At 52.5% G+C, this 24,096-nt stretch carries 23 protein-coding genes and 1 tRNA gene; 12 read left to right on the top strand and 12 right to left on the bottom strand.

What is annotated here, in order from left to right:
* Positions 1-33: 33 nt before the first annotated feature.
* Positions 34-1,107 carry a cation diffusion facilitator family transporter gene (locus HK11_RS02110; RefSeq protein WP_233133266.1) on the bottom strand — a complete coding sequence of 358 codons (1,074 nt, stop codon included), beginning with the start codon at positions 1,105-1,107 and terminating at the stop codon, positions 34-36.
* Positions 1,108-1,230: 123 nt separating this feature from the next.
* Between HK11_RS02110 and HK11_RS02115 the strand changes: the two genes are divergently transcribed.
* Positions 1,231-2,892, top strand: a complete 1,662-nt coding sequence (locus HK11_RS02115) for an NAD(P)/FAD-dependent oxidoreductase (protein ID WP_086553687.1) — start codon at positions 1,231-1,233, stop codon at positions 2,890-2,892.
* Between the two features lie 11 nt (positions 2,893-2,903).
* Here the strand turns inward: HK11_RS02115 and HK11_RS02120 are convergent, their stop codons facing one another.
* Entirely contained in the window at positions 2,904-3,695 is a 792-nt protein-coding gene (locus tag HK11_RS02120; protein WP_086553719.1) for an alpha/beta fold hydrolase, read from the bottom strand.
* 250 nt (positions 3,696-3,945) lie between these two features.
* On the opposite strand from HK11_RS02120, the gene HK11_RS02125 reads away from it, so the two are divergent.
* A complete protein-coding gene (locus tag HK11_RS02125; protein WP_086553688.1) occupies positions 3,946-4,749 on the top strand; it encodes a universal stress protein in 804 nt (267 codons plus the stop codon).
* On the opposite strand, the gene HK11_RS02130 is transcribed toward HK11_RS02125, so the two are convergent.
* The 3 genes from HK11_RS02130 to HK11_RS02140 form a co-directional block, all read right to left on the bottom strand.
* A complete protein-coding gene (locus HK11_RS02130) occupies positions 4,746-6,728 on the bottom strand; it encodes an OPT family oligopeptide transporter (RefSeq protein ID WP_086553689.1) in 1,983 nt (660 codons plus the stop codon). The two genes, HK11_RS02125 and HK11_RS02130, sit on opposite strands and share 4 nt — an antisense overlap.
* Before the next feature lie 115 nt (positions 6,729-6,843).
* Positions 6,844-8,634, bottom strand: coding sequence for an alginate export family protein (locus tag HK11_RS02135; RefSeq protein WP_086553690.1), 1,791 nt, complete (start codon positions 8,632-8,634; stop codon positions 6,844-6,846).
* A gap of 318 nt (positions 8,635-8,952) precedes the next feature.
* Entirely contained in the window at positions 8,953-9,492 is a 540-nt protein-coding gene (locus tag HK11_RS02140; protein ID WP_143216343.1) for a hypothetical protein, read from the bottom strand.
* Between the two features lie 347 nt (positions 9,493-9,839).
* Between HK11_RS02140 and HK11_RS02145 the strand changes: the two genes are divergently transcribed.
* Entirely contained in the window at positions 9,840-10,070 is a 231-nt protein-coding gene (locus HK11_RS02145) for a DUF3126 family protein (protein WP_086553720.1), read from the top strand.
* Between the two features lie 66 nt (positions 10,071-10,136).
* Here HK11_RS02145 and HK11_RS02150 read toward each other — a convergent pair whose 3' ends face one another.
* Complete coding sequence (locus HK11_RS02150) at positions 10,137-10,754, bottom strand: DUF2939 domain-containing protein (protein WP_086553692.1); 618 nt, start codon at positions 10,752-10,754, stop codon at positions 10,137-10,139.
* A gap of 203 nt (positions 10,755-10,957) precedes the next feature.
* Between HK11_RS02150 and HK11_RS02155 the strand changes: the two genes are divergently transcribed.
* The 4 genes from HK11_RS02155 (at position 10,958) to pyk (ending at position 14,735) form a co-directional block, all read left to right on the top strand.
* Positions 10,958-11,734 carry a molybdopterin-synthase adenylyltransferase MoeB gene (locus tag HK11_RS02155; RefSeq protein ID WP_086553693.1) on the top strand — a complete coding sequence of 259 codons (777 nt, stop codon included), beginning with the start codon at positions 10,958-10,960 and terminating at the stop codon, positions 11,732-11,734.
* Positions 11,731-12,210 (top strand): DsrE family protein, encoded by a 480-nt coding sequence (locus tag HK11_RS02160; RefSeq protein ID WP_086553694.1) that lies wholly within the window; start codon positions 11,731-11,733, stop codon positions 12,208-12,210. The genes HK11_RS02155 and HK11_RS02160 overlap by 4 nt, the downstream gene beginning before the upstream one ends.
* Positions 12,211-12,297: 87 nt before the next feature.
* Entirely contained in the window at positions 12,298-13,269 is a 972-nt protein-coding gene (locus tag HK11_RS02165; protein ID WP_233133268.1) for an SH3 domain-containing protein, read from the top strand.
* A 29-nt stretch (positions 13,270-13,298) separates the two neighbouring features.
* On the top strand, positions 13,299-14,735 hold the full coding sequence (pyk, locus tag HK11_RS02170; RefSeq protein ID WP_086553695.1) for a pyruvate kinase: 1,437 nt from the start codon (positions 13,299-13,301) through the stop codon (positions 14,733-14,735).
* A 56-nt stretch (positions 14,736-14,791) separates the two neighbouring features.
* Here the strand turns inward: pyk and HK11_RS02175 are convergent, their stop codons facing one another.
* The 6 genes from HK11_RS02175 to HK11_RS02200 all read right to left on the bottom strand — a co-directional run bounded on the left by HK11_RS02175 (position 14,792) and on the right by HK11_RS02200 (position 20,491).
* The gene (locus HK11_RS02175) at positions 14,792-15,949 is read right to left on the bottom strand and encodes an MFS transporter (RefSeq protein ID WP_086553696.1); all 1,158 of its coding nucleotides are present in this window, start codon (positions 15,947-15,949) and stop codon (positions 14,792-14,794) included.
* A gap of 90 nt (positions 15,950-16,039) precedes the next feature.
* On the bottom strand, positions 16,040-16,774 hold the full coding sequence (locus tag HK11_RS02180; protein ID WP_086553697.1) for a pyridoxine 5'-phosphate synthase: 735 nt from the start codon (positions 16,772-16,774) through the stop codon (positions 16,040-16,042).
* On the bottom strand, positions 16,771-17,742 hold the full coding sequence (pdxA, locus tag HK11_RS02185) for a 4-hydroxythreonine-4-phosphate dehydrogenase PdxA (RefSeq protein ID WP_086553698.1): 972 nt from the start codon (positions 17,740-17,742) through the stop codon (positions 16,771-16,773). The genes HK11_RS02180 and pdxA overlap by 4 nt, the downstream gene beginning before the upstream one ends.
* Positions 17,743-17,761: 19 nt before the next feature.
* Positions 17,762-19,159: a dipeptidase gene (locus tag HK11_RS02190; protein WP_086553699.1), complete on the bottom strand. Its 1,398-nt coding sequence runs from the start codon at positions 19,157-19,159 to the stop codon at positions 17,762-17,764.
* A 98-nt stretch (positions 19,160-19,257) separates the two neighbouring features.
* On the bottom strand, positions 19,258-19,923 hold the full coding sequence (locus HK11_RS02195; RefSeq protein WP_086553700.1) for a glycosyl transferase: 666 nt from the start codon (positions 19,921-19,923) through the stop codon (positions 19,258-19,260).
* 64 nt (positions 19,924-19,987) lie between these two features.
* The gene (locus HK11_RS02200) at positions 19,988-20,491 is read right to left on the bottom strand and encodes a protein-export chaperone SecB (RefSeq protein WP_086553722.1); all 504 of its coding nucleotides are present in this window, start codon (positions 20,489-20,491) and stop codon (positions 19,988-19,990) included.
* Positions 20,492-20,752: 261 nt separating this feature from the next.
* On the opposite strand from HK11_RS02200, the gene HK11_RS02205 reads away from it, so the two are divergent.
* The 5 genes from HK11_RS02205 (at position 20,753) to HK11_RS02225 (ending at position 23,908) form a co-directional block, all read left to right on the top strand.
* Positions 20,753-21,085: a lipopolysaccharide assembly protein LapA domain-containing protein gene (locus HK11_RS02205; RefSeq protein ID WP_086553701.1), complete on the top strand. Its 333-nt coding sequence runs from the start codon at positions 20,753-20,755 to the stop codon at positions 21,083-21,085.
* Complete coding sequence (pyrF, locus tag HK11_RS02210) at positions 21,082-21,786, top strand: orotidine-5'-phosphate decarboxylase (protein WP_086553702.1); 705 nt, start codon at positions 21,082-21,084, stop codon at positions 21,784-21,786. The genes HK11_RS02205 and pyrF overlap by 4 nt, the downstream gene beginning before the upstream one ends.
* 3 nt (positions 21,787-21,789) lie before the next feature.
* Positions 21,790-22,452, top strand: a complete 663-nt coding sequence (locus HK11_RS02215; protein ID WP_086553703.1) for a phosphoribosylanthranilate isomerase — start codon at positions 21,790-21,792, stop codon at positions 22,450-22,452.
* Between the two features lie 65 nt (positions 22,453-22,517).
* Positions 22,518-22,608: transfer RNA gene (locus HK11_RS02220), tRNA-Ser, on the top strand.
* Between the two features lie 136 nt (positions 22,609-22,744).
* On the top strand, positions 22,745-23,908 hold the full coding sequence (locus tag HK11_RS02225) for a site-specific integrase (RefSeq protein WP_086553704.1): 1,164 nt from the start codon (positions 22,745-22,747) through the stop codon (positions 23,906-23,908).
* The last annotated feature ends 188 nt before the right edge of the window (positions 23,909-24,096 follow it).

The raw sequence follows: 24,096 nt of genomic DNA on the forward strand, positions 1-24,096 counted from the left end.
TCAGAGAGGGAGATGGAAGAGACAGTCCAGGTCTCAGACTGAATCAGGGTCTGTCAGACGGCATGAAGGAACGTACCCGGCACTTTCTATTTGTATCGTCGCATGTGCGATACGAAAACGGCTGAGCAGTGTTTCATGAATACCTGTGAGCATATTGTCTGACGTTTCAGCCGGTGTATCAGATGTAACGGAGGAGCGCACCAGGTGTACTGTCAGGGCTGTTTCGGTGGTGCTGAGTGGCCAGATGTGCAGGTCATGCAGGTCCTCAACACCGGGGGAGGAGAGCAGAAACTCTTTTACTGCGGTGTAATCAACCGAGGCCGGTACGGCATCCATAGCCATGCGCATGGCATCACGTAACAGATTCCACGTGGTCAGGGCGATAAGGGCTGAAATGATAATGCTGACAACAGGGTCAATCCAGGCTTTGCCGGTCAGCAGCATAAACCAGCCGGCAACCACCACAGCCAGAGAAATGACGGCATCTGACATCAGGTGCAGAAAAGCTGCGCGGATATTGAGGTCATGTTTTTGCCCTGCTGCAAAAAGCAGGGCTGAGCCTCCGTTGATAAGAATACCAAGGGCGGCGACAATCATCACGGTTTTGCCAGCTACAGGTGTGGGGTCAGAAAGGCGAAGAATAGCTTCCCATGCGACACCGCCGGTAACAAGCAGCAGCACCACGGCATTGCTCAGAGCAGCCAGTACAGATGAGCGGCGTAAGCCATAGGTAAATTGTGTATCAGGAGAACGCTTAGAGAGCGTGTCTGCCAGCCAGGCGGCTCCCAGTGCCAGAATGTCTGATAAATTATGCCCGGCATCAGACAGCAGCGCCAGCGAGTGTGAAAGCAGGCCCCAGACTACCTCTGCTCCGGTATAAATGGTATTAACCAGGATACCGATGGCAAACGCCATGCCAAATGATGCCGGCGCATGTGAGTGTGCGCTGAACCAGCCGTGACTATGATCATGGTCGTGATGCTCGCCGTGGTGGTGATCATGATTGTGTTCATGATCATTGTGGCTGTGCGTGCAGTGTGCGTGGGTATCAGCTTCATGGCTGTCAACGGCATCTGTATGCTGATGCGAAGAGGGCACTTTGACCATAAAATGTTTCTCTCCTTGGCAGAGTGGCTTTTCGATCGCTGATTGCATCTGTAAGCCATCAGCCACGGGAAGCCGGTGTTATGCCGGTGTTTTTTGTTTACCACATCTGATAAGGGCCGCGCCATGCTTCGACTGACAGAATTGCAGCTTCCGCTTGATCACTCACCGGAAGAACTGGAGGAGGCTATCTGTCAGAAACTTTCAGTTTCTTCGGACGAACTGGAGGAGTTCAGTGTGTTTCGGCGCGGGCATGATGCCCGCAGGCGTAATGCTGTGCGGCTGGTGTACACCATTGACTGCACCGTGAAGGATGAAGCCGGTGTACTGGCCCGCTATAAAGCAGCCCACCCGCGTGACACGCATGTCGCAGTCAGCCCGGATATGAGCTGGACCCCGCCGGTAAGTGACGGTGCGGTCTGTGCCTCAAAACCAGGTTATCGCCGCCCGATAGTGATTGGTGCCGGGCCCTGTGGTTTTATGGCCGCGCTGATGCTGGCCCGTATGGGCCTGCGGCCATTATTGCTTGAGCGCGGTAAAATTGTGCGCGAACGTACGGTTGATACCTTCGCCCTGTGGCGCCGTTCAGTGCTGACGCCTGAAAGCAATGTGCAGTTTGGTGAGGGAGGTGCAGGCACTTTTTCTGACGGTAAATTATATAGTCAGGTGCGTGACCCGCGTTTTCTCGGCCGTCAGGTTTTGCGTGAATTTGTGAAGGCCGGCGCGCCTGAAGAGATTTTATATCTTGCTCATCCGCACATTGGTACCTTTCGTCTGGTGTCAATGGTTGAGCATATTCGCGCAGAAATAGAGGCAGCCGGAGGGGAGTATCGTTTTGGCTGCCTTGTTGATGCGCTCGATCTTGATCCGGCTACCAGAGCGATCCGTGGCGTGACGCTGGCCAGTGGCGAAATTATTGAGTCCGATCATGTCGTGCTGGCTGTCGGGCACAGCGCACGTGATACTTTTGCTATGCTGGCAGAAAGTGGTGTGGAGATGAAGGCCAAGTCGTTCTCCATGGGGGTACGCATTGAGCATCCGCAGTCGGTTATTGATACTGCCAGGTTTGGCAGCAGTGCCGGGCATGAGCTGCTGGGTGCGGCAGAATATCGGCTGGTGCACCATGCCAGCAATGGTCGTGGTGTTTATTCTTTCTGTATGTGCCCAGGGGGAACAGTTGTCGCCGCGGCCTCTGAGGAAGGGCATGTGGTTACAAATGGCATGAGCCAGTACAGCCGTGCTGAGCGTAATGCGAATTCTGGCATGGTTGTCGATTTACGCCCTGGGGAGGATTATCCTGATGACCCGCTGGCTGGCATTGCTTTTCAGCGTCACTGGGAGCGGCAGGCTTTTCTGGCTGGTGGCGGAGATTATAAAGCCCCTGCTCAGAGAGTGGGTGACTTTCTGGCTGGTCGGCCTTCTGTCAGCCTGGGAACTGTCGTGCCTTCTTACAAACCGGGTGTAACACCGACGGATCTGTCAGAATGTTTGCCGGCTTTTGCCGTTGAGGCCCTGCGTGAAGCTCTGCCGCTGTTCGATCGTAAGCTCAAAGGTTTTGCGATGGAGGATGCGGTGATGACCGGTGTCGAAACCCGCACATCGTCTCCTTTGCGTATTCCGCGCGGGGAGGATTGTCAGTCTCTCAACACGCCGGGTCTGTTCCCCGCAGGTGAGGGGGCCGGGTATGCCGGTGGTATTCTCTCCGCCGGGATTGATGGTATCCGTATTGCTGAGGCTGTAGCACTGGCTATCACAGGGCGCCGCGCTGAAGGTGTCGCCCTGCGATAAGAACAACCCGGTTAATGAGCTTTTATAAAGGCATCAACCAGCTCGATAAAGCGGGCCGGGGCATCGGCGTGAATCCAGTGTCCGGCCTTTTCGATTGTCTCCAGCGTATAGTGCGGGAAAAGCTGACGCATCACAGGGAAGTTGTGCGGTTGAATATAAGGTGACAGCTCCCCTTTGATGAATAAGGCCGGCCCTTCATAGTGTGTGTCAGGAGGGAAGTCAGGCCAGCCCATAACTGCGGGAAGGCTCTGAAATATATCATGCAGACCGATGGACCAGCCTGGTGTTTCACCCAGCGTGAGGTTTTGCATCATAAGCTGGCGTACAGAATCATTGGGAATAAGCGGACGCAGCAGAGCATCTGCTTCTTTGCGGTCGAGCCTGGCAGGAAAATTAACATGTTCCAGCCCGGATGAGAGATCCATGTTTGCAAAGCCGCCGGCGCCCGGGGCAATATCACCAACAATCAGGCTATGAACCATCTCGGGGTGTGTTAACGCCAGGGTCATGGCGGTTTTGCCCCCCATAGAGTGGCCGAGCAGGATAACAGGTTCAGTCGTGAAATGTCGTATCGTTTCGCGCACATCCTCTGCCATGATCTGGTAGGTCATGGGGCCATGGGGACTTTTGCCATGATTGCGCAGATCAATAGCCAGAGTGCGGTGGGTTGCAGCCAGGTGACGCTGCGCAAAACCAAGATTACGCGCCTGCCCGAACAGACCATGTATGAGCACAATAGTCGGAAGTGGTGTGTCAGAGGCGGGCAGCGTATCGGGGTTACGCTCGATGACATTGAGAAGCACGATAGGTCGGGCCTTTTCAGTTTCAGGACTGAGCAGGTCGGGCCTGCTCGTAAAGCAGGCGAAATGTGGCCCATAGATGCGTTTGTGGCGAGAGCTGAATAAAATTTTTCTCATCACCTCATAGCGAGCACACTTTGATTGTTAGTTTTTTCTTGGTGTCTTTGAGAGAATTGTTTCTAATGCAGTCTCAGAGGCGTCTGACGGCAAATAAAAAATCTATGCGCCTTACCATCTTGATGGAGTAAAGAAGATGAGGCGCTGTCTGGTTATTGTGGGCCGGCCTGAAAATGCAGAAGAAATGCTGAATTTCGTTAGTGGGATAGCCGCACGTCTGCAGCCTGATTGTATTGATTTCATGGCACTGCGTGAACCACCAGGGGACGGATTAAGCCTGCTTACAGAAAGCAGCACTGTTTTACTCAGAGAGGACCAGGCAGACTGGGCTGAGGCCTGGCATGCCAGAGTGAATTTGTGGCGTCAGAATTTGTATCAGGCTGTTACAGATGGTATTTTTCCTGAAATTAACTGGCTGGCACCTGAGGCTAAGGCTGATGTGATTATTCCGGTTTTTGGAAGAGATGCTGACCTGCTGATACTCAACCTGCCCCAGGAGAGAGATACAGAACATCAGAAGCAGATTCTCAGAAGTGCTGTTTTTGAAACAGGCAGACCACTTTTGCTTGTGCCAGATGGCTGGAGAGGGAGCTGCTGCGATAATATTATGTTGTCATGGAAGCAGTCTGACTGTGCCCGCCGTGCTTTTGAAGCTTCGCGCCCGTTACTTGCCGGTGCTGCTGTGCATGTTCTGGTGAATGGGGAGGACCCCTGGCCTTATGACATCATGCCAGAGGTTAATGTGACGGATGTACGTGTCGTTCGGTTAAGCTCACCCACAGCAGCAGGAGCAACGATTTTAGGCGAAGCCCGCCGCTGGCAGGCTGACCTGATTGTTATGGGGGGGTATAAACATGCGGCTTTGCATAACCGGCTGGTGAGCAGCACGACGGGCTATGTGCTGCACAACTCAGTTCTGCCTGTTTTTTTACAGCATTAATGCGCGTCTTTTACGATCGTTCGGTAAAACCATAACGCCAGCAGGCAAAACACCAGTAATCCCATTGCTGAGGCCACGGGAGCCGGTACCCATGCGGCGAGTGAGAGGGCGTCATCTTTGCCAAGCGTGCATGAGATAAAAGCCAGCACAACGCCGGTCAGGCTCTCACCCACAATAAAGCCCGAGGCCAGCATGGTGCCGGTCCCTGCATCGTGTTCAGGCACGCTCTGAGGCAGTGTTGTGCTGTCATCCTGTCTGTTTTTTGTGTGCAGGTGACGTTTAATGGCCCAGCCCAGCACTGCACCGGCTGCCAGGGTAACGCTGACAGAGGGAGGCAGATAAATGCCGATCGCAACCCCCAGCGGGGGCAGTGCCAGGGCACGTTTGCGTAACAGCAGGTCAATAATAATCAGAATACAGCCAAGCCCCATGCCCAGTGACAGCATGGACCAGTCAAGCGAATGCGTAAAAATGCCTTTTGTAATGAGTGTAATTAATGCGGGCTGCGGGGCAGAGAGCGCGTGTGAGGGGTCCATCCCGGGGCGGGGCATATAACCTGCAAAACCATATGCCTGGTAGAGAATATTCAGCACCGGGGGGATAACTGCCGCACCAACAACGCAGCCGGCAATCAGGGCAATTTGCTGTTTCCAGGGGGAGGCACCAACAAGTTGACCTGTTTTAAGATCTTGCAGGTTATCGTTTGAAATGGCTGCCGTTGCGGTAATGGCAGACAGAATGAGAATGGTGAAGCCTGTTGCAAGCTTTTGCTGGTCGAGCATCATATGGGCAGGCATAAGCCGGAAGGCTTCCAGGGCCAGCAGCATCAGGGCAGAGAGCATCGCTGCGATAATAATAATGCCTGATATTGGTGAGGAAGATGAGCCGACAATTCCTGCCATATAGCCGCATGTAGCCGCCATGATAAAACCGAAGATAATGCAGAATAAAACAGATGCAATGACGACTGGCCAGATCGGGTCAGATGACGGGGTAAGAAAAAAAGTAAACAGGCTGCCCAGCATTACTGTCGTCAGTCCGAGCAGAGCAAGCAGGCTGCGGAAAGAGAGGTCTTTATCTTCCTCCGGGCCGGCAGAGGTCTGATGGCGTGTACGCACAATACTTTGCAGCCCGCGGGCTACTGGCTTTGCCAGCTCAACCAGTGTCCAGACAGAGGCCATAGCGATAGCGCCGGCGCCGACAAAACGCACTTTATGCAACCAGACAGACTGTGCGAATGCAGCGGGGACAAGATGTTCAGGGTTAGGTGTATGGGCTGTAAGCCATGGCACGCCACCGCCCCATGCCAGAACACAGCCGAAAAGCATGGCCAGTCCACCGGTTAGCCCGACCAGGTAGCCAGCACCCAGTAGTGCCAGAGAGAGGCCGCCGGTTATCTGAAACACGGCAGCGCCTGCGCTGGCTGTAACTGATACACTGTCTGACAACAGGCGCAGGCCATTGCTGCCTAATGTAAACAGGGCAGCGGCTGTGCTGCCTTTGATCAGCGCATTAAGTCCTTTTTTGTTTTCGCCTGAATTGCCGGCACGCAAAATTTCTGCTGCTGCTACGCCTTCAGGGTAAGGCAAAGCGCTGTCTGCCACCAGTGCGCGACGGAGCGGAACAGTGAATAAAACCCCTGCAATCCCCCCTGCGAGAGAGATGCCTGCAGTCTGCCAGAATGGGAAATGGCTCCATATTCCTGTCATGATGAGACCGGGAAAGGTGGCGAAAACGCACGACAGCGTGCCGGCAGCTGAGGCCTGACTTTGAACAATGTTATTTTCAAGAACAGAGCTGCGCCCCAGAGCACGCAGAACAGCCATTGAAATAACAGCCGCCGGAATAGAAGAGGCAAAGGTCAGGCCAATACGCAAACCCAGATAAATATTTGATGCTGTAAAAACAACAGTAATAAGTGCGCCAAGAATAAGCGCGCGCAGTGTGAGTTCTCTGGTGGTTCTGGCAGGTGACGACATTTCTCTGATCTCGTTATACAGGCAGGCGGATGAGCTTTACTAAAGAGATATCACCTGTCTGTCTGCCTGAAAATGAAATGAAGTCGTAATGAAAGGGAATCCTGGCCCGGCATGATCAGAATGTTACGTCAGCAGTGCCCAGAACAAACGCTCCTGAAGACGCCCCCGATTGTACCAGTGCTTTTGAAGCAAAAACATACTCAGCGCCAATGCTGTAGGTCAGGTTTCTGGTAGCCCGCCACGTAAAGTTAGCTTGCGGCAGGGTAGCGCTGTAGCCACCGTGAGGGCGAAAATTATAGGCAGTGCTGGCGTTGTTATACACAGCATCATTCGTAGTATGTCTCCATACTACCGGCACTTTCAGGAGCAGGCTTGTGTTCTGTGTGGGCGCCAGGGTGATAACCGGCCCTACGTCAATGACGTTTGACAGGCCGAATGCAACGCTCTGGTCAAGATAAAAGGCAGAGGGAACAAACGGGCTGAGAAAGCCCCCCCATTTGCTGGTGGCACTTTTGTGCATGTTGCCGCCTGAGATATCATCCGCCTGTATACCAATTGCTGGTCTGCTCCACCATTTGCTAAAACGCCAGGCGACTGTCGCATTCAGAAAATAGGCTGAAACTGAGCGTTTTGGTCCATTGTTTGCTGCCTGAAAATTACCGCCCTGCCACATAGCACCAGTTGAAAATTCAACGTGACCAGCGTTGCCCCATATTTTTACACCAGGTGTATCGCGGTGGGTTGAACCCGCAATGTTGCTGGTTGCCCCTGGTATGGAGCTGTTAGCCAGCAGATAGCCCATGTAGAAAGCATCAATAAAAATCTGGCTTTTTTGCCCCATTAACTGGAATTTTGGTAAGGCGTAAGATGTATAGGCACCAAATAATCGAGTTTTCCATCCGACTTTATTGCGAAATGCAACAGGGTTACTGGTATCTGTCAGCATAAGATCAAAAATATCGACCCTGAAATTTTTCCAGAAAGCATACCCGCGTAAACCGTTCCATGAATAGGGTACGGTCGGGTAGACTGACCCTGCCGTGATGTAGGCAGGTGCATCAAGAAAGACCATGCGTCCGGCCATGGCGCCCATAGTTGCACCGAGCATATGCCCTTTAACTTCGATAAAAGCCTGTTGTGCGTCAATTTTACTGCGCCAGCGTCCGCCTGCATATCCGTAGTAGTTAACGCCCCCGGCCTGACCACTAAGAAGCTCTCCATACAGGCGTACGTGCTTCCCAAGATGTAAGTCTGCACCTGCGCTCCAGCGCAGTGTATTACGATATGCCGGGGATTTTCGTACTGTACCCAGACCGGCTTTCTGGTCATAAAAATTACGATTTTCAAAATTAGCGCTGAGGGTCATGTAAACAGTTTCATCCTTATTAAAAGGAATGAATTTCAGAGTCTCGAGCGATTTATTCCGGTTTTTGTCATTGCGCAGACGAGACCAGTCTTCAGCCCATCGTACATTCGAGTAGTAAGCCACAGTGCCCCAGCCTGCCGCCGCTCCTGAGTTGGTATTGAATACGCCCCATGGCCCCTGGTGCAGCAGGCTGGGAGGGACCGCGTTCAGCTCGAGCATTTGCGGGTAGCCATAAGCCTCTGAACGGCTGCTGAGGGGAGGCAGCATTTCAGCATCCCAGAAGCTACTTTCTTTTGCAGGCTTCTGTGCAGGAGATCGGCTTTGATTATGTGGTGCGGTTACACTGCTGATTGTGGCAATCTGACCGTGAGTGTGATGGCGTACGAGCGTTGACGCAGAGGAGTGTGGGTTTATCAGTGGTGTGGTTGCGTCTTTTGCGTGAGCAGAAGCGCTTATCACTGTTGTCAGCAGTATGAAGGAACAGGGCAGTAAACAGGGCCCGAAACCTGCTTTAAGCATAGAAAGGTGTTTTTTTTCCATAATATGCCCGGATGAAATATGTCACGAGGGTAGGAAATAAAAATTTTCTTATTTCAGGTAGTAACGACACATAATTACACAAATCTTTAGTGTGTAGAAGGCCGGTTGTATATTACTGTGTGGTGACCTGATAGTGTCTTCGGGCAAGAAAACGGACTGTTCGCATGTGCTGGTCAGTGAACATAATTTCAAACTCTTCCTGGTAGCATAGTTAGGTATTGTATCCGGCTATGCTTATTATTTTTTTTCTGCGTTCAACGTATATGAGATATGTATTGATGTCATATCTCATTTACGTGTGTTAAGAATTTTTTGTTTTCAGAAGCTGTTATGGTTGCTTTGTCTGAGCGCATTAAGACAGTCGTTCACACGAGAGGCCAGCCTTACGTCATGCAGGTTGCTTAATGCTTCGCGGGTCCGGCTTTGCCATGCGTGAGACATGCCGGCTGCATTGCACAGCCCTTCTAATCTGAACGCGCCGCCTGGTGTGGCATCGGTGTATTCTGATGCACTCAGAATCTGTACGGGGTGCCTGGGCAGGTTGTAGCGGGCTGTCTGCAACAGTGAGCGGTTTGTTGCCTGGTCTGCCAGGGGTAGCAATGCGGCAACAACTTCGCGGGTATTATCCTGCCCGGTGGTGATAACCTTTCTGACCTGCGACCAGTCATGTGCTTTATCAAGTTCTCTGGCTGTCTGCCTTACACCACTCTCTTTGATCATATTCATAAGATGTTCTGATGAGGTTACCGTCTTCGCTGGCGCTGGTATATCAGCGGGCTTTTCCCGGCTTGTTAAAACGATAAGCCCAAGGGTACAGCCAATAAGGAGTGTCAGAGCAAGCGTGCGGCCCGGTTTCATTCTGCGCCTCTTTTCCGAAGTATATTTTTTAAATTTTGTTTTTGAGAGTGTTAAGGTCATCATCTGCGGAATGATCAGGTGGTTAACAGCATGTAAAGCAGCGTAGTCCTTCTGTTAGTGTTTGTTATTGCTGCCTATGAAGCCGTTACAAAATGGCTTCAGAAAGGCACGAGAAAGGTAAGGTTGCGGCAGAAAAAGGCGTGTCTTAAAGGCAACGGTTAAAAGAGGAGGCAGCGGGAGAGCTGTTGATCGTGTGGGTTATGTTGCGGTATCAGGCCTGAACGTCACATTATGCTCTGGTGAGCAGACTGGCTCTGGCCCGTAACTTTTTTCTGAGGATCATGATCATGAGTAACAGTCCTTCTCCTTCCGAAATTACCCGCCTGCAGGTTGCATTGCGCCGTCTTCTGGGGTCACCCGGTCTGACAGTTAACCCGCCGCCACGTGCTGGTATGTCAGTTGAGCTGGCTGTTCACGGCGAGGTTATAGGCACTATTCATCGTGATGATGAAGAGGGGGAAATTTCTTATGCAGTTAATCTGATTCTGCTTGAAGAAGATCTTCCTGCTGCCAGCTGATTAAAGCATCTGTCTGAAGGCTGGTTAAACAGTAAAATAACCAGTCTTCAGGCAGGCACTAAGCGCTCAGGCGTTGCCCGGTGCAGCTGATGCAGTCATCGTGCGTGGCCGTGGCGCGGGAAAGTTGATACTGGTCACCTTCCACTGCCAGTGCTGGATGCGCATATCAATTTCCAGCGGTGTTTCATTTTCGTGCCCCGGGAGATGAACAAGGGCAACGAAAAGGTCAGGGCGTTCAAAATGAAACGTAGCCTGGCTGATCAGGCTGGCAAAAGAAAGATTGTGAGTAGCATGCTCCTGCGCAGAAGCGGGCAGAACCTCGTCAACCAGCGTGCCAAGATTTTGCTGTGAGACGTTAATATCAACAGCATTTGAAACGACCTCCGTTGCGAACGAAGAGCCAAATTCAGGCAGATCGTCTGTTGCTGCGGGCAGCAGATGCATACCCGCCATCGCCTGCTGTTTGATAGAGGTATCGAGTTCTCCCCAGTTAATCATCTGCCCGAGAGAGACCATGTCATGTGTCTTCAGCGAGGATCCGATTGACCATAACGTCAGAAAAGGGGAGGCCAGATAGAGGCCAAATGCGGCTATTGATGTCCCGGCACACACCATGCGAGCCATGTGGCGTCCTGGCCGGGCTGCGAGCCGGGCACTTTGTCCGACAGAGGTGTAGTGGGTCATAATAACGCATTCCCCCTATATGAAAATTGCATAGCTATTCATAACAGACATGCAGGTCATATGCAAAGATAAGCTGCATACAATTTCGATTCTGTAAGGTATTTTTTTAAGGGTGTAGCAATATTTTCTTAATGGCCTGTCAGGGTGTTCTGTGGCAGGTGCAAAGTTATTCTCAGGCGTGGCAATGAAAGGTTAACATTATGATGGATACTGAGTTTACTGAGGAAGAAATTCAGCGTTATTCCCGTCATATTCTGCTGCCTGAGGTTGGGGGAACAGGTCAGCTCGCGCTCAGGAAGGCTTCTGTTCTGGTCGTGGGGGCAGGGGGACTTGGCTCACCTGTTGCATTATACCTTGCTGCTGCAGGGGTAGGTCGCATTGGTCTGGTTGATGATGATGTCGTTGAGCTGTCAAACCTGCAAAGGCAGGTTGTGCATAACACGGCAGCTGTGGGCGAACAGAAGGTTGTCTCAGCAAAGGCGCGGCTGCTGGCGCTCAATCCTGACATTACCGTGGATACCTGGAATGTACGTTTATCAGAACAGACCTGTGATGAGATTATCGGGCGTTATGATCTGGTTTGCGACGGGTCTGATAATTTCTCCACCCGTTACCTGGTAAACGCTGCCTGTGTGCGGGCACGTCGTCCACTGGTGTCAGCGGCAGTGCAGCGCTTTGGCGGGCAGCTCTCGACCTATCGTCCCTGGCAGGGCGGGCCCTGTTATCATTGTCTTTATCCGGAGACTGATGGTGACGCCGCCGGGTTAAGCTGTAGCGAGGCAGGTGTGTTTGGTGCTGTGACTGGTGTGATGGGCACCCTGCAGGCGACTGAAGCGCTCAAAGAAATTCTGGGTCTTGGGGAGAGTCTGTCAGGCCGGTTGCTGATGTGGGACGCCCTGAGTACACGTTTTACGACGATTACTCTGAATCAGGATCCGTCCTGTCCGGTATGTGGTGGTAAACAGGAGATATCAGAATGAAAAAAGCGGCATCTTCTCATATGGGTGTTCAGACGTTTTCTTCCTCCGGTGTGGGGCAGAGTATGACTGGTGAAGATAGAAACGGGAGAATGCAGCATTTTCCGGCTATTGCCCTTATGCTTGTCGAGGCCCGCTATGAGAGGATTCATGCTGCTCTGATGCTGGCTGTTACGGCCTGCGCACTTGGGCAGCGCGTCATATTGTTTGGCATGGGCAGTGGCACTCGTGCGTTTTGTAAAGACTGGTCAGGGCTTGAAGAGAGTGAGCGTGAGGCAGGACGGCTTGAAGCCGGGGTTGCCGGTATTGAAACCCTGCGTGAGGCGCTGTTTGAGTTTGATGAGGCTTCTTTTCATGTTTGCGACTCCGGGATCAGGAGTATGAAAATTTCTGAAGATCAGTTGTGTGATGCTGTTACGGTTATGGGGCTGCCTGGTTTTCTTGAACTCTCTCAGGGTGCCAGGCTGGCAGTTTTCTAGGTAAAATGGCGTGGCACAGTGTTATAAAAATACAAATTTGCATGAAGACTCTTGTCGTCTTTGCTCTCTCTTGGCAGGGATGCTGCTATGATGTCTGAAATTCTGTTGTCTCGCCATTTGCGTTTGTACGCTGCCCTGGGGACTCTGGGGTGTGTTGTCGCTGCTTCTGATGTCTTTGCCGCAACGCAAAGTACTTCGTCGCATCCTTCTCATGCTGTGCATCACAGGAACCCGAAGAAACACTCATCCGATAAAAAAGCCGTTCCGCCGGCGAAGAAACATCAGAAAACAGCAGCTCACCATGATGCGCATAAAGCGCACCCTGCACCTGTTGTGCATCATTCTGCTGTTCACAGGAAACATGCAGTTGCTGCCGCGGGTGCGGGCGCAGTTGCTGCTGCTGGTGCCGCTGCTGCGGTACAGAAGGCTGAGAGCCCCTCTGCTGCTGCTCCGCCTGTGCCTGACGTGCCTCAGACGCCTGAAGCCCCCAAAGGCACAGTTACCGGCCTGCCATTGCCACGCTATGCGTCCCTGCGTGCTGACGAGGTGAATATGCGTGCAGGCCCCGGGCGGCGTTTTCCTATTCTGTGGGTTTATCATCGCCGTAGCATGCCGCTGCGTATTGAGCGTGAGTTCGATGTATGGCGTCTGGTTGAAGATGAAAGTGGCCAGAAAGGCTGGGTGCAGCAGGCTGTTGTTTCCGGCAGCCGGTCTTTTGTTGTGCCAGGTGAGCCGCCTGGCGATGAAAGCCCCATACCCGATAAAGTTGATAAAAATGGCAATAAAATTCCGGTTTCAGGCCATATGGACAGTCGCGTAACAGGAAGTGTGACAGACCTTGCAGAGGCTAAAAAAATCAAGCAGGCTGTCTTCCTGAAGAAGAGTCCTGAAGAGTCGTCAGCTGTTGTTGCGGTTCTCAGGCCAGGTACGGTCGGATCAGTAAAAGAATGTGCCGCAGGAAGTGACTGGTGCAAAGTCTCCGTCAGACCATATAGTGGCTGGGTACTGCGCCGCGATATGTGGGGGATTGATGCAGGAGAAGTCATTACTCCTTCCTGAGGCAGAGTACGGCAAAATAAGGACAAGAAATGTCGATACAACACGCCCTTCATTGTCGGACCAAGATTGTAGCAACCTTGGGCCCGGCATCCTCTGATTATGAGACCATTCGTGATCTGGCTGTTGCCGGAGCTGATGTGTTCCGTTTTAATTTCTCGCACGGTTCACACGAAGATCATGCAGCGCGACACGCTATAGTCAGACGTGTTGAGGCTGAACTGGGTGAACCAATCGGCATTCTGGCAGACATGCAGGGTCCAAAGCTGCGTGTTGGTAAATTTAAAGATGGTAAGGTCACGTTGCAAAGCGGTGCTCCTTTCCGTTTTGATCTTCATGATGAGCCGGGTGATGAAACCCGCGTACAGCTGCCTCATCCTGAAATTATCCGGGTGGCCCGTCCTGGCAGTCGTCTGCTGATGGATGATGGTAAACTGGCCGTCGTTGTTGAAAAAATCGGACCGGACTGGCTCGAAACCCGTATTGAAATTGGCGGCGTTCTCTCTAACCACAAAGGGGTGAATGTTCCTGATGTGGCACTGCCTATCCCGGCTCTGACCGTTAAAGACCGCCGTGATCTTGAGTTCGCACTCAGCCTTGGTGTTGATTATGTTGCGCTGTCATTTGTGCAGCGCCCTGAGGATGTCAGCGAGGCCCGTGCTCTGGTTGGTGACCGTGCAAACCTTCTGGTTAAGCTCGAAAAACCTCAGGCTATGGAAAATCTCGAAGCTATTCTTGAGCTGACAGATGCCGTGATGGTGGCCCGTGGTGACCTTGGTGTTGAGCTGCCACCTGAGAACGTCCCACTTGCACAAAAGCGTATTATCCGTCTCGCCCGTAAACTGGGTAAGCCGGTTGTTGTTGCAACACAGATGCTTGAAAGTATGATTTCGGCACCTACGCCAACCCGTGCTGAGGCCTCTGACGTGGCTACGGCTGTGTTTGATGGTGCTGATGCGGTGATGTTGTCAGCTGAATCTGCTGCCGGTCAGTATCCGCGTGAAGCTGTGCGGATCATGAACCGTATCATCTGGCGTATCGAGCAGGATCCTGAGTGGCAGGCATCCATGTCTGTTGCGCGTCTGGCACCAGAAGATTTTGTTGCTGATGCTATCGCCGGTGCAGCACAGCAGGTTGCTGACACGCTGAAAGCCTCTGCCATTGTAGCGTATACGCATCGCGGTGCGACAGCGTTCCGTATTGCACGTGAACGTCCTCTGTGCCCTGTTCTGGGCATAACACCAACACATGAGGCTGCGCGTCGTATGGCACTTGTCTGGGGTGTCAGAGCTTTCCTCGGCGGGCAGGGTAAATCTGTCACCAGTGTTGAAAGTATGGTGGACGTTGCGCAGGATGTCGTCGCGAAGGCAGGCGTTGGCAGCTCAGGTGGCTCTATTGTTATTGCAGCAGGGTTGCCCTTTGGTGTTGCCGGGTCAACTAACCTGCTGCGTGTTGCTAAAATTCCCTGACTGATAAAGCGTTACTGAGAGTTTTTGGGTGCCTGACAGGCTGTTTTTCCGGTTTGTCAGGCACTTTTTTTAAGAAATACAGGCAGTAATGTAAAAAGCCCGCAGGCTATCGAGACAAAGAGCGGCAGCCCGTTTGATGTCAGGCCCATGGCAGTACTCGCCGCTTCAGGGCCAATAAAGGTGCCGGCACCCCAGGCGACGGAACTCACAGCATAAATTGCGACAAGGTCTTTCCCCTGGTATCGGCTGCCTACAACAGTCATAACAATGGTGTAGAGGCCAGCAAACAGCCCATCCCATATAAACAAAATCACATAGGCCCAGGGCTGATGTGCAATGCCGACAGGCCAGAGCAGCGCACCCAGGCAGGAGAGCGTGCCAAGTGCAATAAGCAGATGGCGGCGGCTGATGCGGTCACCAAGCCAGCCAAGCGGGAGCTGAAAGCATATTGCCCCAAGCAGCATGGCAGACAGTAAAAGGGTAGCCTGTTTTTCAGGCCAGCCATTTTGCATGGCATAGAGAGACAGAAAAGAAGAGCCTGATGCCTCGAGCATAGCGAGCAGCAATGTTGCACTTATAGCTATCGGAGCAAGGGCAACATAACGCCACAGAGCGGTATGCTGTGTTGATTCATGTTTCTGAGGTGTCTCAACCCATGGCATGGCGATCAGACCAAATGTCAGTAGCAGCAGGCCCGAGGTTATAAGAAAGGGTGTGAGGCTATGGCGATCTGTTAAGCCCAGCAGCAGTGGCCCGAGGGCAAAACCAGCTGACATCATAGCACTGTACAGACCCATGGTACGGGTACGCACAGTGTCCGGTGTCATTTGATTTAGCCAGCTTTCTGAAAGAATGAGCAGGGTTTCCGTTGCTATGCCCATGCCAGTGCGCAACGGGAACCAGAGAGACGCAGAGGTGATGAACGGAAATGCCAGTAAGACGCATGCCAGGAAACATAATGCAAGCATGACAGGGCGACGCGGGCCAAACCGCACAGCAATGCGAGGCAGGAAAGGAGCGATAAGCAACACGCCAAGAGCATGCATCATGGCGTTAATAGCAACAGTTTGTGTGCTGTACCCGCGTTCTGTGAGCTCCAGCATGAAAAGTGGCCCGCTCAGTCCGTATGTCAGACCAAAAATGACAGCAACCATCATCAGGCTGCCTGATGTGATGGTTGCCAGCCGGGCGGAGGGAAGTGTGGTGTCAGACATGATCTGGTAAGGCCTTTGCTCTGCCTGAGCTTTAGTCTGAGCAGATCAGTGCCGGTTTTTCCTTATCGGGTAATCGTTAAAAGATATTGTTCAGGCACTGGCAGCCAGAGCAATGCGACGTTTCATTTCTGCGATAACGGCTGGTAGTCCATCAAAAATAGCCTGTCCGATGAGAAAATGACCGATGTTGAGTTCTCTGATTTCTGGCAGAGCCGCAATCGGGCCGACATTTTCCCATGTCAGACCGTGTCCTGCATGCACTTCAAGGCCGAGAGTATGCGCTGCCGTTGCTGCGTTTTTTAAGCGTGTCAGTTCACCCTGGTGGCCCTCAGCATATGCGCCTGTATGGAGCTCTATGACCTGGGCTCCTGTTTTATGGGCTGCTTTAATCTGTGCCATGTCCGGGTCAATGAAGAGAGAGACACGAATACCCTTATCGATAAGTCTCTGCACCTGAGGTGTCAGGGTGCTCAGATGCCCCGCAACATTCAGACCGCCTTCAGTCGTTAACTCTTCACGGCGTTCAGGTACGATGCAGCAGGCATGAGGTTTGAGCGTGCTGGCAATCTGTACCATTTCAGTCGTTGCGGCCATTTCCATATTGAGTGGAATTTTCAGGGCATCACGCAGGCGGGTCAGGTCTGCATCGCGAATGTGACGACGGTCTTCGCGTAAATGAGCAGTAATACCATCAGCCCCGGCGTGCTGAGCCAGCAGGGCGGCAGCGACCGGGTCGGGGTGCGCTCCGCCACGTGCATTACGTACAGTGGCAACATGGTCGATATTAACACCAAGGCGCACAGCGGGGCGAAGGGCAGAAGTCATGAATATGTCTTTCTGTTATGAACCAGTGTGCTGGCCAGGCGAATGGCCGCCAGCAGGCTTGACGGGTCAGCAATGCCTTGGCCTGCAATATCAAAAGCTGTGCCATGATCGGGCGAGGTGCGGATGATGGGCAGGCCGAGCGTAACATTCACACCTTCGGCCATATCAAGGGTTTTGAGCGGTATAAGCCCCTGATCATGATACATGCACAGGGCGACGTCGTAGTTTTTGCGTGCCTGAGGTGTGAAAAGTGTATCTGGCGGGAAAGGTCCTGTCACCGCCAGCCCTTCATTTTGGAGCGTTTTGATCGCTGGCAGAATAATATCGCGCTCTTCTGTGCCCATCAGTCCGTTTTCACCGGCATGAGGGTTAAGGCCAGCCACAGCAATGCGGGGTGAGGTAATGCCAAATTTATGACGCAGGCCATATGCGGTGGTACGGGCTGTTTTGATAATCAGCTCGGAGGAGAGCTGGGAAATAGCTGTTTTGAGCGATACATGTACTGTGACAGGTACAACCCGTAAGGACGGGCCAGCAAGCATCATGACATCTTCACCCGGGGTATGACACAGCTCAGCCAGGTAAGAGGTATGGCCAGGATGAGCAAAGCCTGCCTGTTTGAGTACATCTTTACTGATAGGGTTTGTAATAAGTGCTGTCGCGGCATCAGTCTGCACGAGCCTGACAGCCTCGCTGATACTGGTGATGATGCTTTCAGCATTACGGCTGTCAGGATGCCCCTGCACTGCAGGGGTGTTAAGTTTCAGGGGGATAACCGGTACAGCGTGTGCGAAAACAGCCTGGGCCTGAGATGGTTTTTCAATAATTTGTACCGGTACACGTCCCGCCAGTAGTTCTGGCGCACCGAGAAACACAAATGCCGGCCCCTGATTACGCAAAGCCTGCCAGGCCCCGATTGTTATTTCGGGGGCGATGCCAGCAGGGTCACCCTGTGTCAGAACCAGCATAATATGCTTCTCCGTTATGTCAGGCGGGGGCCTGGCCTGTCAGGGCATAAAGAACGCGGATCCATGAACGGATGCCTTTATGGAAACTGCTCAGGTTATATTTCTCATTGGGTGAGTGAATACGGTCGTCATCAAGACCAAACCCGATTAGCAGAGAGGTCATACCCAGAGCCTGCTGAATTTCAGTGACAACGGGAATAGATCCGCCACATCCTGTAATGGCTGCAGGTTTCTGCCATTCGGCTTCGAGTGCGGCGAGGGCAGGGGGAAGAAATGGCATGTCAGGGGAGACCATGCTGGCCTGTGATCCGCCATGACTTATAAATTCTGCTGTGCAGTCAGCGGGCAGGCGGGCCAGCACATGAGCACGAAAAGCTGCACGGATTTTCTCAGGATCCTGATCGCCAACCAGACGGAAAGAGACTTTTGCAGAAGCTTTTGAGGGCAGAACGGTTTTAAAACCTTCTCCTTCATAGCCGCCGCTGATGCCGTTAATTTCAAAGCTGGGTCGGCTCCATGTCTGCTCAAGGGCTGAGTAACCAGCTTCACCAGCGGGAATGCTCAGACCAACAGGGCTAAGACTATCACCTGTTTCAGAGGCAATTTCACGCCATTGTGCCCGTGTTTCTTCAGGGATAACAGGCACGCCCTCGTAAAAATCAGGCAGGGTGACGCGCCCGGTTGCACCGTCACGCATGTCAGAGAGGATGTCACACAGTACCTGAATGGGGTTGCGGGCGGCATTGCCATACATGCCGGAGTGCAGGTCACGCTTAGCGGCTGTCAGTGTAACCTCTTCGCCGGTCATACCACGCAACATGGTGGTGATCGCCGGCTTGCCACCGCTGAGCATGTTGGTGTCGCAAATCAGGGCAACATCAGCTTTTAGTTCATCTTTGTTAGCCTGAAGGAACGGCAGCAGGTTTTCTCCGCCGGATTCTTCCTCACCTTCAAGAAGAATGCTGACATTAAGAGGCAGAGTGCCGCATGTGGTTTTAAGTGCGCGGCAGGCCTCGATAAAGGTCATAAGCTGGCCCTTATCGTCAGCGGCTCCACGTGCCGTTATTTCTTTTTCGCCAGAAGGTGTCGTGACGATAGCTGGCTCAAAAGGGTCAGAATGCCACAGGTTTAGCGGGTCAACAGGCTGTACATCATAGTGGCCATAAAACAGCACATGAGGAGCATCTGCCGGGCCTTTAATGTGAGCAACAACCATCGGGTGGCCAGGCGTGTTGCGTACACTGGCCTCAAACCCTGTGTCTGTCAGGGTTGCGGTAAGCCATTCAGCAGCTTTTCGGCAATCAGGTGCATTTTCAGGTCGTGTTGAAATGCTGGGTATACGCAGCAGCTCAAAAAGACGGTTCAGGCTGACATCAAGGTCTTTGTCGGCCTGGAGCAATGCAGCATTGAGTGTCATGAGTGTTGGTCGTCCTGTTGTCTCAAAAAATAATAGGGTCAGTGGCCGGGCTGATGAATACCAGCCTGTGACCTGTAGTGTGAAAAGTGGACTAAGGCCTAAAAAGCCTCAGGTGAAAACTGGTTGAGAAAGAGATACAGCAAATTGGGCATGAAACCAAAGGAGACCATCGTTCGGGCCGTGGGGTTGATCAGGCTATACCACACAGGATCAAAATGTTCAGAAATCATAATCTGATCAGGCAGATTGCGATTGCTGAGCAGAAAATGTCTGAAGGGTGACAGTGGCTGTGTGTCAGGGGATAAGCCGCAGTTTTTATAGTAAACAGCCGGGTTGAAAAAAATATGGCCTGAGAGGTGCTCTTTGTCGCCTGCGCGCAGATAATGGTCATATCCGTTGGCATATCCGCCGGCAGTCAGGGCCTCATCAGAAAGATGAGGGTTTTGTGCACGGTAATAGCGCTCGGAGAAGAGATAATGAGGCGATTCAGTCCGGTAGCCATGCGCACAATAATGCTCGAAGCCTGAACGCAGGGCGCCGCTGCTCAGGGCCTGCTGGGCGTCTGAACTATTCTGGCGATACCATTCTTCATGAAAATAAGGGTTGGGTGAATGACCTGAAAAAGCCCCTTCTTTGTGGTACCAGCTTTGAAGATTATTATCGGAAGACCGGAGCAGGTCTGCCCCGAGCACCTCTTTGTATTCATCGCGGTACCAGGCTGCATCAAATTTATGCCAGAGTGCTGCGTCAGGAGCTGTGGTCATAGACTGACTTTCTGTTTTTCAGAGAGAGGGTAGAATAGCTTGTGTTTCTATAAAGATGTGGAACTCAGACGGTCACCTTTCGTTCCTGCCATAGTTTTGCAAAGTCGATCTTCTGTATGATGACAGGCAGAAAGCCGGCCTCGCGGCTGAGAGTGGAAAGAACATGCCGTGCTCCCGGAAAGAGTATATGCGGAGCATCAACCAGGAGTTGAGGTTCCAGACTTTCGGGGGTGGAGTTCACAAGCGTGAAAATGCCTGCATAGGTGAGAGAGGTCTCGAAAAATGTAGTGGGTTCTTCACCTGCAGGCGGATTGCTGCTTTGCCCGCGGCACTGCAAAATAAGTTCAACCTCAAAATCTGGCTGGTCTTTCGTCAGCTGGCTGGCCCGTACATCAACAATGATGGCCATGTGGGGCCGCTCTTTAGCGATGTTATAAATAGCAGGTGCATTCATAACCTGAAATGTGACGGATTTATTATACTGAAGGCCTGTCAGTATTTGTGGTTTCCTCTGTGGCTCAGTATAACCTTTATGGGAGGACCCGGACTTTCTTTTGTGGCGGGACATAATTATAAAAACTCCCTGTTCCTTATGTATTGGCCGTCTTGTTTTTTGTTGCTGAAACGAGACCAGAATTCTGAAAATACTGTATAGCAGCAACATAACGCCTTTTCGAGTCTGCATCGGTAAAGCATTGTCAGAAAAGATGTCCGATCTTTTGCAGAAAGGGTAAAGACATAAAAGAAAGATCATATCTTTCTTGCCGGTGGCCCTGTATGAAGAGGGCTCCCTTGTCCTTTTTTCAGGTGTAAGGTTACAAGAAAAAACATGATCAGGTTGTTTGTAGTTATCCCTTTCCTGCTTGTTTTGCTGGTATTTTGTGCCAGTAATCAGGACCCTCAGAATATGTGGCTGATGATCTATACCTGGCGGTGCTCGCTTGGTGTGTTCGCGCTCGTAGTGTCAGCGATAGCGTTTCTTATCGGTGCTTTTTGCTTCTGGGTGTCTGAGCTTGGGCAAAGGCGGCGCGCGCGCAAAGCTGAACAACGTGTGAAAGAGCTTGAGGCTCAGCTTCTTAAGGTGCAGGCCGCGAGTATTTCTGATGTCGCACCTGCCGCCCATACACCTGATTCTTTAACAGAAGAGTCTGTCAGAACATGAAACGTCATACCGGTCTTATCGTTGCTCTTGATACGCAGGATGTTGCTCAGGCACGCGCCTGGGCAGGTGCCGTGGGGCCTGCTGCCGGAGCTGTGAAGCTGGGGCTTGAGTTTGCTTATTCAGCCGGGCTTGACGCGATGGCAGAGGTTGCGGGTGGCGTACCGCTTTTTCTCGACCTGAAACTGCATGATATTCCTAATACTGTGGGTTCAGCAGTGCGGGCATTATCGCATTTGCGCCCGCGTTTGCTGACACTGCATGCCTCTGGCGGCCGCGCCATGATGGAAGCTGCACGCAAAGCCTGTGATGAGTCCTTTCCTGAAGGAGAGAGACCAGCTCTGCTGGCCGTGACAGTGCTTACCAGCCTTGATGATCAGGCCCTTGCAGAAACAGGTGTGAATGATACCCCACGCAACCAGGTGCTGCGTCTTGGTAAGCTCGCCGTTTCTTCAGGAATGGATGGTCTGGTGTGTTCGGCTCATGAACTCAGTCCGTTGCGTGACGCGCTGGGGGATGCACCTTTGCTGGTTACACCTGGTATTCGCCCGGCAGGTAGTCAGGCCGGCGATCAGAAGCGTATTATGACGCCTGCGCAGGCACGTGATGCCGGCGCCGACTGGATTGTTGTGGGGCGCCCTGTTACCCAGGCTGCTGACCCGGCCGAAGCAGCCCGTGCGATTGCAGCAGAGCTGGCAGGTTAACCCATGATACAGCCCGGCAGCCTGACGCGCAGAGGTGTTAAAATTTGTGGCCTGACAGAAGAGGCAGGTTTTGATGCCTGTGTTGAGCATCAGGCTGACTGGGTTGGTTTTGTTTTTTTTGATCGTTCACCGCGCAATGTGGCCCCGCAGCGGGCACAGGTCTTATCATTACGTCATGCCGGCGGGCCTGAGCGGGTAGGGTTGTTTGTGCACCCTGAGAATGATGACATAGCCCGTGTACTGGACTATGTTTCACTTGATGTTCTGCAGGTTTATGCCAGTCCTGCACGGATGAGTGAGATACAGCAGTGTTTTGGGTTGCCTGTCTGGCTTTCATATGCCGTTACCCGGCGGAGCGACCTGCCGGAGGCAGAGATGTTGTCTGCTGACCGGCTTTTGATCGAACCTAAGCCACCTGCTCAGTCTGATCGTCCTGGTGGTAATGCTGTTACGCTTGACTGGTCTGTTCTGACTGGCTGGACCCCTGATTTTGAATGGATGCTGGCAGGTGGTCTGACACCGCATAACGTGGCTCAGGCTATTGGGCAGACGGGCGCACCTGCGGTTGATGTGTCCTCCGGTGTTGAGGTCTCCCCTGGGCAAAAAAGTCCTGAAGCGATTAAGGCTTTTATCAGAAATGCCCGCTATGATGCTTTTTCTGTCTGAAATACCCTGAGAAGTGAAAATTTCTCTTGCCAGTTTCGTCAGGCTTGCTATTACCGGTGCGCGCCGGAGAGATGGCCGAGCGGCTTAAGGCGCACGCTTGGAAAGCGTGTGTACGTTAATAGCGTACCGAGGGTTCGAATCCCTCTCTCTCCGCCAGCTACCCTTACAATACAGTTTCAATGCGTATCACAAATGGCGGATTTCCGCATATATCATCGCATTTAGTGTTGCATCCCGACTCATCGAATTGCATGATATCCCACAGATCACGTGGTATGGAGTGTGGGAATAGATGGGGCGGTTATCAGCGACCTCTGTAAGAGCCGCAAAAGAACCTGGACGCTATGGTGATGGCGATGGCCTCTATCTCGTTGTGACTCCCGCGGGGAGTAAATCCTGGGTTTGTCGCGTCCAAAAGAACGGCAAGAGGCGAGATATCGGCTTAGGCAGCGTCAAGAAGGTGCCTTTGGCTCTCGCTCGGGAGCGCGCCGTCAAAACGCGAATGCAGGTCGAGGTCGGAATTGACCCCGTCTCAGAGCGTCGTAAAGAGGCAGGCATCCCCACATTTCGAGAAGCCGTCTCTCTGGTCTTCGCCGAGAACAAGGCAAGCTGGAAAAACCAGAAGCACCGCGCTCAGTGGTTGTCCACGCTTGAGCGCTATGCCTTTCCTGTCATTGGTGAACTCTCTGTTTCGGAGCTCGACGGACATCATGCTCGCGATGTTGTCGCCCCTATCTGGCTGGAGAAACCCGAAACAGCGCGCCGGGTGCGTCAGCGCATAGGCAGCGTCGTCGACTGGGCTATTGGTAAAGGCTACCGAACCTTACCGTTGCCGCTCGCTGCAATGGACAAATCTCTTCCCAGAATTAAATCCAGGCCAGTTCATCATGCAGCACTTCCCTATGCGGAGGTTCCGCAATTCCTGTCTTATCTCCAGGGTGGCGATTCGATCGGTCGCTTAGCGCTGTCTGTCTTAATCCTCACGGCAGCGCGCTCTGGCGAGATCCGGGGGGCAACGTGGGATGAGATTGATTTCGAGAACGCTCTCTGGACGATCCCGGCTGAGCGTATGAAGGCAGGCCGGGAGCATGTCATCCCTCTCTCGCCGCCAGCACTCGCGCTGTTGCGTAAAGCTGCGACCTATCGGGAGGCACGAAGCCCGCTGGTCTTTCCAGGGCAGCGAGGGGCGAAGCCGCTGTCGGACATGACGCTGACTAAAATCTGTCGAGACGCCAAAATCGAAGCCGTCCCACATGGTTTCCGATCGTCTTTCCGCGACTGGGTTGCGGAAGAAACAACCTTTGATGGTGATATCGCTGAAATGGCCCTGGCTCATGCGATCGGAAACAAAGTTGAGGCCGCTTATCGCCGAGGAAATCTTTTAGAAAAACGGCGGGTTATGATGACATCTTGGGGGGATTACTGCTCCACCCAACAGCCAGGCAGGACACTTTAAATGTCTCATTTGCCTTCACTTGTGGCTAAATCTCTGCCGAAATTTTATGAAGAAAATTCAAGCTCCTCCGAGGATCTGGAGAAGGACAAACGCGAAATAAACAGATTATTTAGAAGGGTAAAAAGATTAGGCTCAGGACTCATTCTTTGAGATAGAAGATGAAGCTTGCAGCGATATGGATTGCGGAC

This window comes from Acetobacter sp. DmW_043 (genome assembly GCF_002153485.1).
In the GTDB taxonomy this organism is placed as follows: Bacteria; Pseudomonadota; Alphaproteobacteria; order Acetobacterales; family Acetobacteraceae; genus Acetobacter; species Acetobacter thailandicus.

Bases quoted from the DNA above. Each gene is read 5' to 3' on its own strand.
- HK11_RS02110 (WP_233133266.1), bottom strand. From the start codon at position 1,107: ATGGTCAAAGTGCCCTCTTCGCATCAGCATACAGATGCCGTTGACAGC.
- HK11_RS02115 (WP_086553687.1), top strand. From the start codon at position 1,231: ATGCTTCGACTGACAGAATTGCAGCTTCCGCTTGATCACTCACCGGAA.
- HK11_RS02125 (WP_086553688.1), top strand. From the start codon at position 3,946: ATGAGGCGCTGTCTGGTTATTGTGGGCCGGCCTGAAAATGCAGAAGAA.
- HK11_RS02130 (WP_086553689.1), bottom strand. From the start codon at position 6,728: ATGTCGTCACCTGCCAGAACCACCAGAGAACTCACACTGCGCGCGCTT.
- HK11_RS02135 (WP_086553690.1), bottom strand. From the start codon at position 8,634: ATGGAAAAAAAACACCTTTCTATGCTTAAAGCAGGTTTCGGGCCCTGT.
- HK11_RS02140 (WP_143216343.1), bottom strand. From the start codon at position 9,492: ATGAAACCGGGCCGCACGCTTGCTCTGACACTCCTTATTGGCTGTACC.
- HK11_RS02145 (WP_086553720.1), top strand. From the start codon at position 9,840: ATGAGTAACAGTCCTTCTCCTTCCGAAATTACCCGCCTGCAGGTTGCA.
- HK11_RS02150 (WP_086553692.1), bottom strand. From the start codon at position 10,754: ATGACCCACTACACCTCTGTCGGACAAAGTGCCCGGCTCGCAGCCCGG.
- HK11_RS02155 (WP_086553693.1), top strand. From the start codon at position 10,958: ATGGATACTGAGTTTACTGAGGAAGAAATTCAGCGTTATTCCCGTCAT.
- HK11_RS02160 (WP_086553694.1), top strand. From the start codon at position 11,731: ATGAAAAAAGCGGCATCTTCTCATATGGGTGTTCAGACGTTTTCTTCC.
- HK11_RS02165 (WP_233133268.1), top strand. From the start codon at position 12,298: ATGATGTCTGAAATTCTGTTGTCTCGCCATTTGCGTTTGTACGCTGCC.
- pyk (WP_086553695.1), top strand. From the start codon at position 13,299: ATGTCGATACAACACGCCCTTCATTGTCGGACCAAGATTGTAGCAACC.
- HK11_RS02175 (WP_086553696.1), bottom strand. From the start codon at position 15,949: ATGTCTGACACCACACTTCCCTCCGCCCGGCTGGCAACCATCACATCA.
- HK11_RS02180 (WP_086553697.1), bottom strand. From the start codon at position 16,774: ATGACTTCTGCCCTTCGCCCCGCTGTGCGCCTTGGTGTTAATATCGAC.
- pdxA (WP_086553698.1), bottom strand. From the start codon at position 17,742: ATGCTGGTTCTGACACAGGGTGACCCTGCTGGCATCGCCCCCGAAATA.
- HK11_RS02190 (WP_086553699.1), bottom strand. From the start codon at position 19,159: ATGACACTCAATGCTGCATTGCTCCAGGCCGACAAAGACCTTGATGTC.
- HK11_RS02195 (WP_086553700.1), bottom strand. From the start codon at position 19,923: ATGACCACAGCTCCTGACGCAGCACTCTGGCATAAATTTGATGCAGCC.
- HK11_RS02200 (WP_086553722.1), bottom strand. From the start codon at position 20,491: ATGTCCCGCCACAAAAGAAAGTCCGGGTCCTCCCATAAAGGTTATACT.
- HK11_RS02205 (WP_086553701.1), top strand. From the start codon at position 20,753: ATGATCAGGTTGTTTGTAGTTATCCCTTTCCTGCTTGTTTTGCTGGTA.
- pyrF (WP_086553702.1), top strand. From the start codon at position 21,082: ATGAAACGTCATACCGGTCTTATCGTTGCTCTTGATACGCAGGATGTT.
- HK11_RS02215 (WP_086553703.1), top strand. From the start codon at position 21,790: ATGATACAGCCCGGCAGCCTGACGCGCAGAGGTGTTAAAATTTGTGGC.
- HK11_RS02225 (WP_086553704.1), top strand. From the start codon at position 22,745: ATGGGGCGGTTATCAGCGACCTCTGTAAGAGCCGCAAAAGAACCTGGA.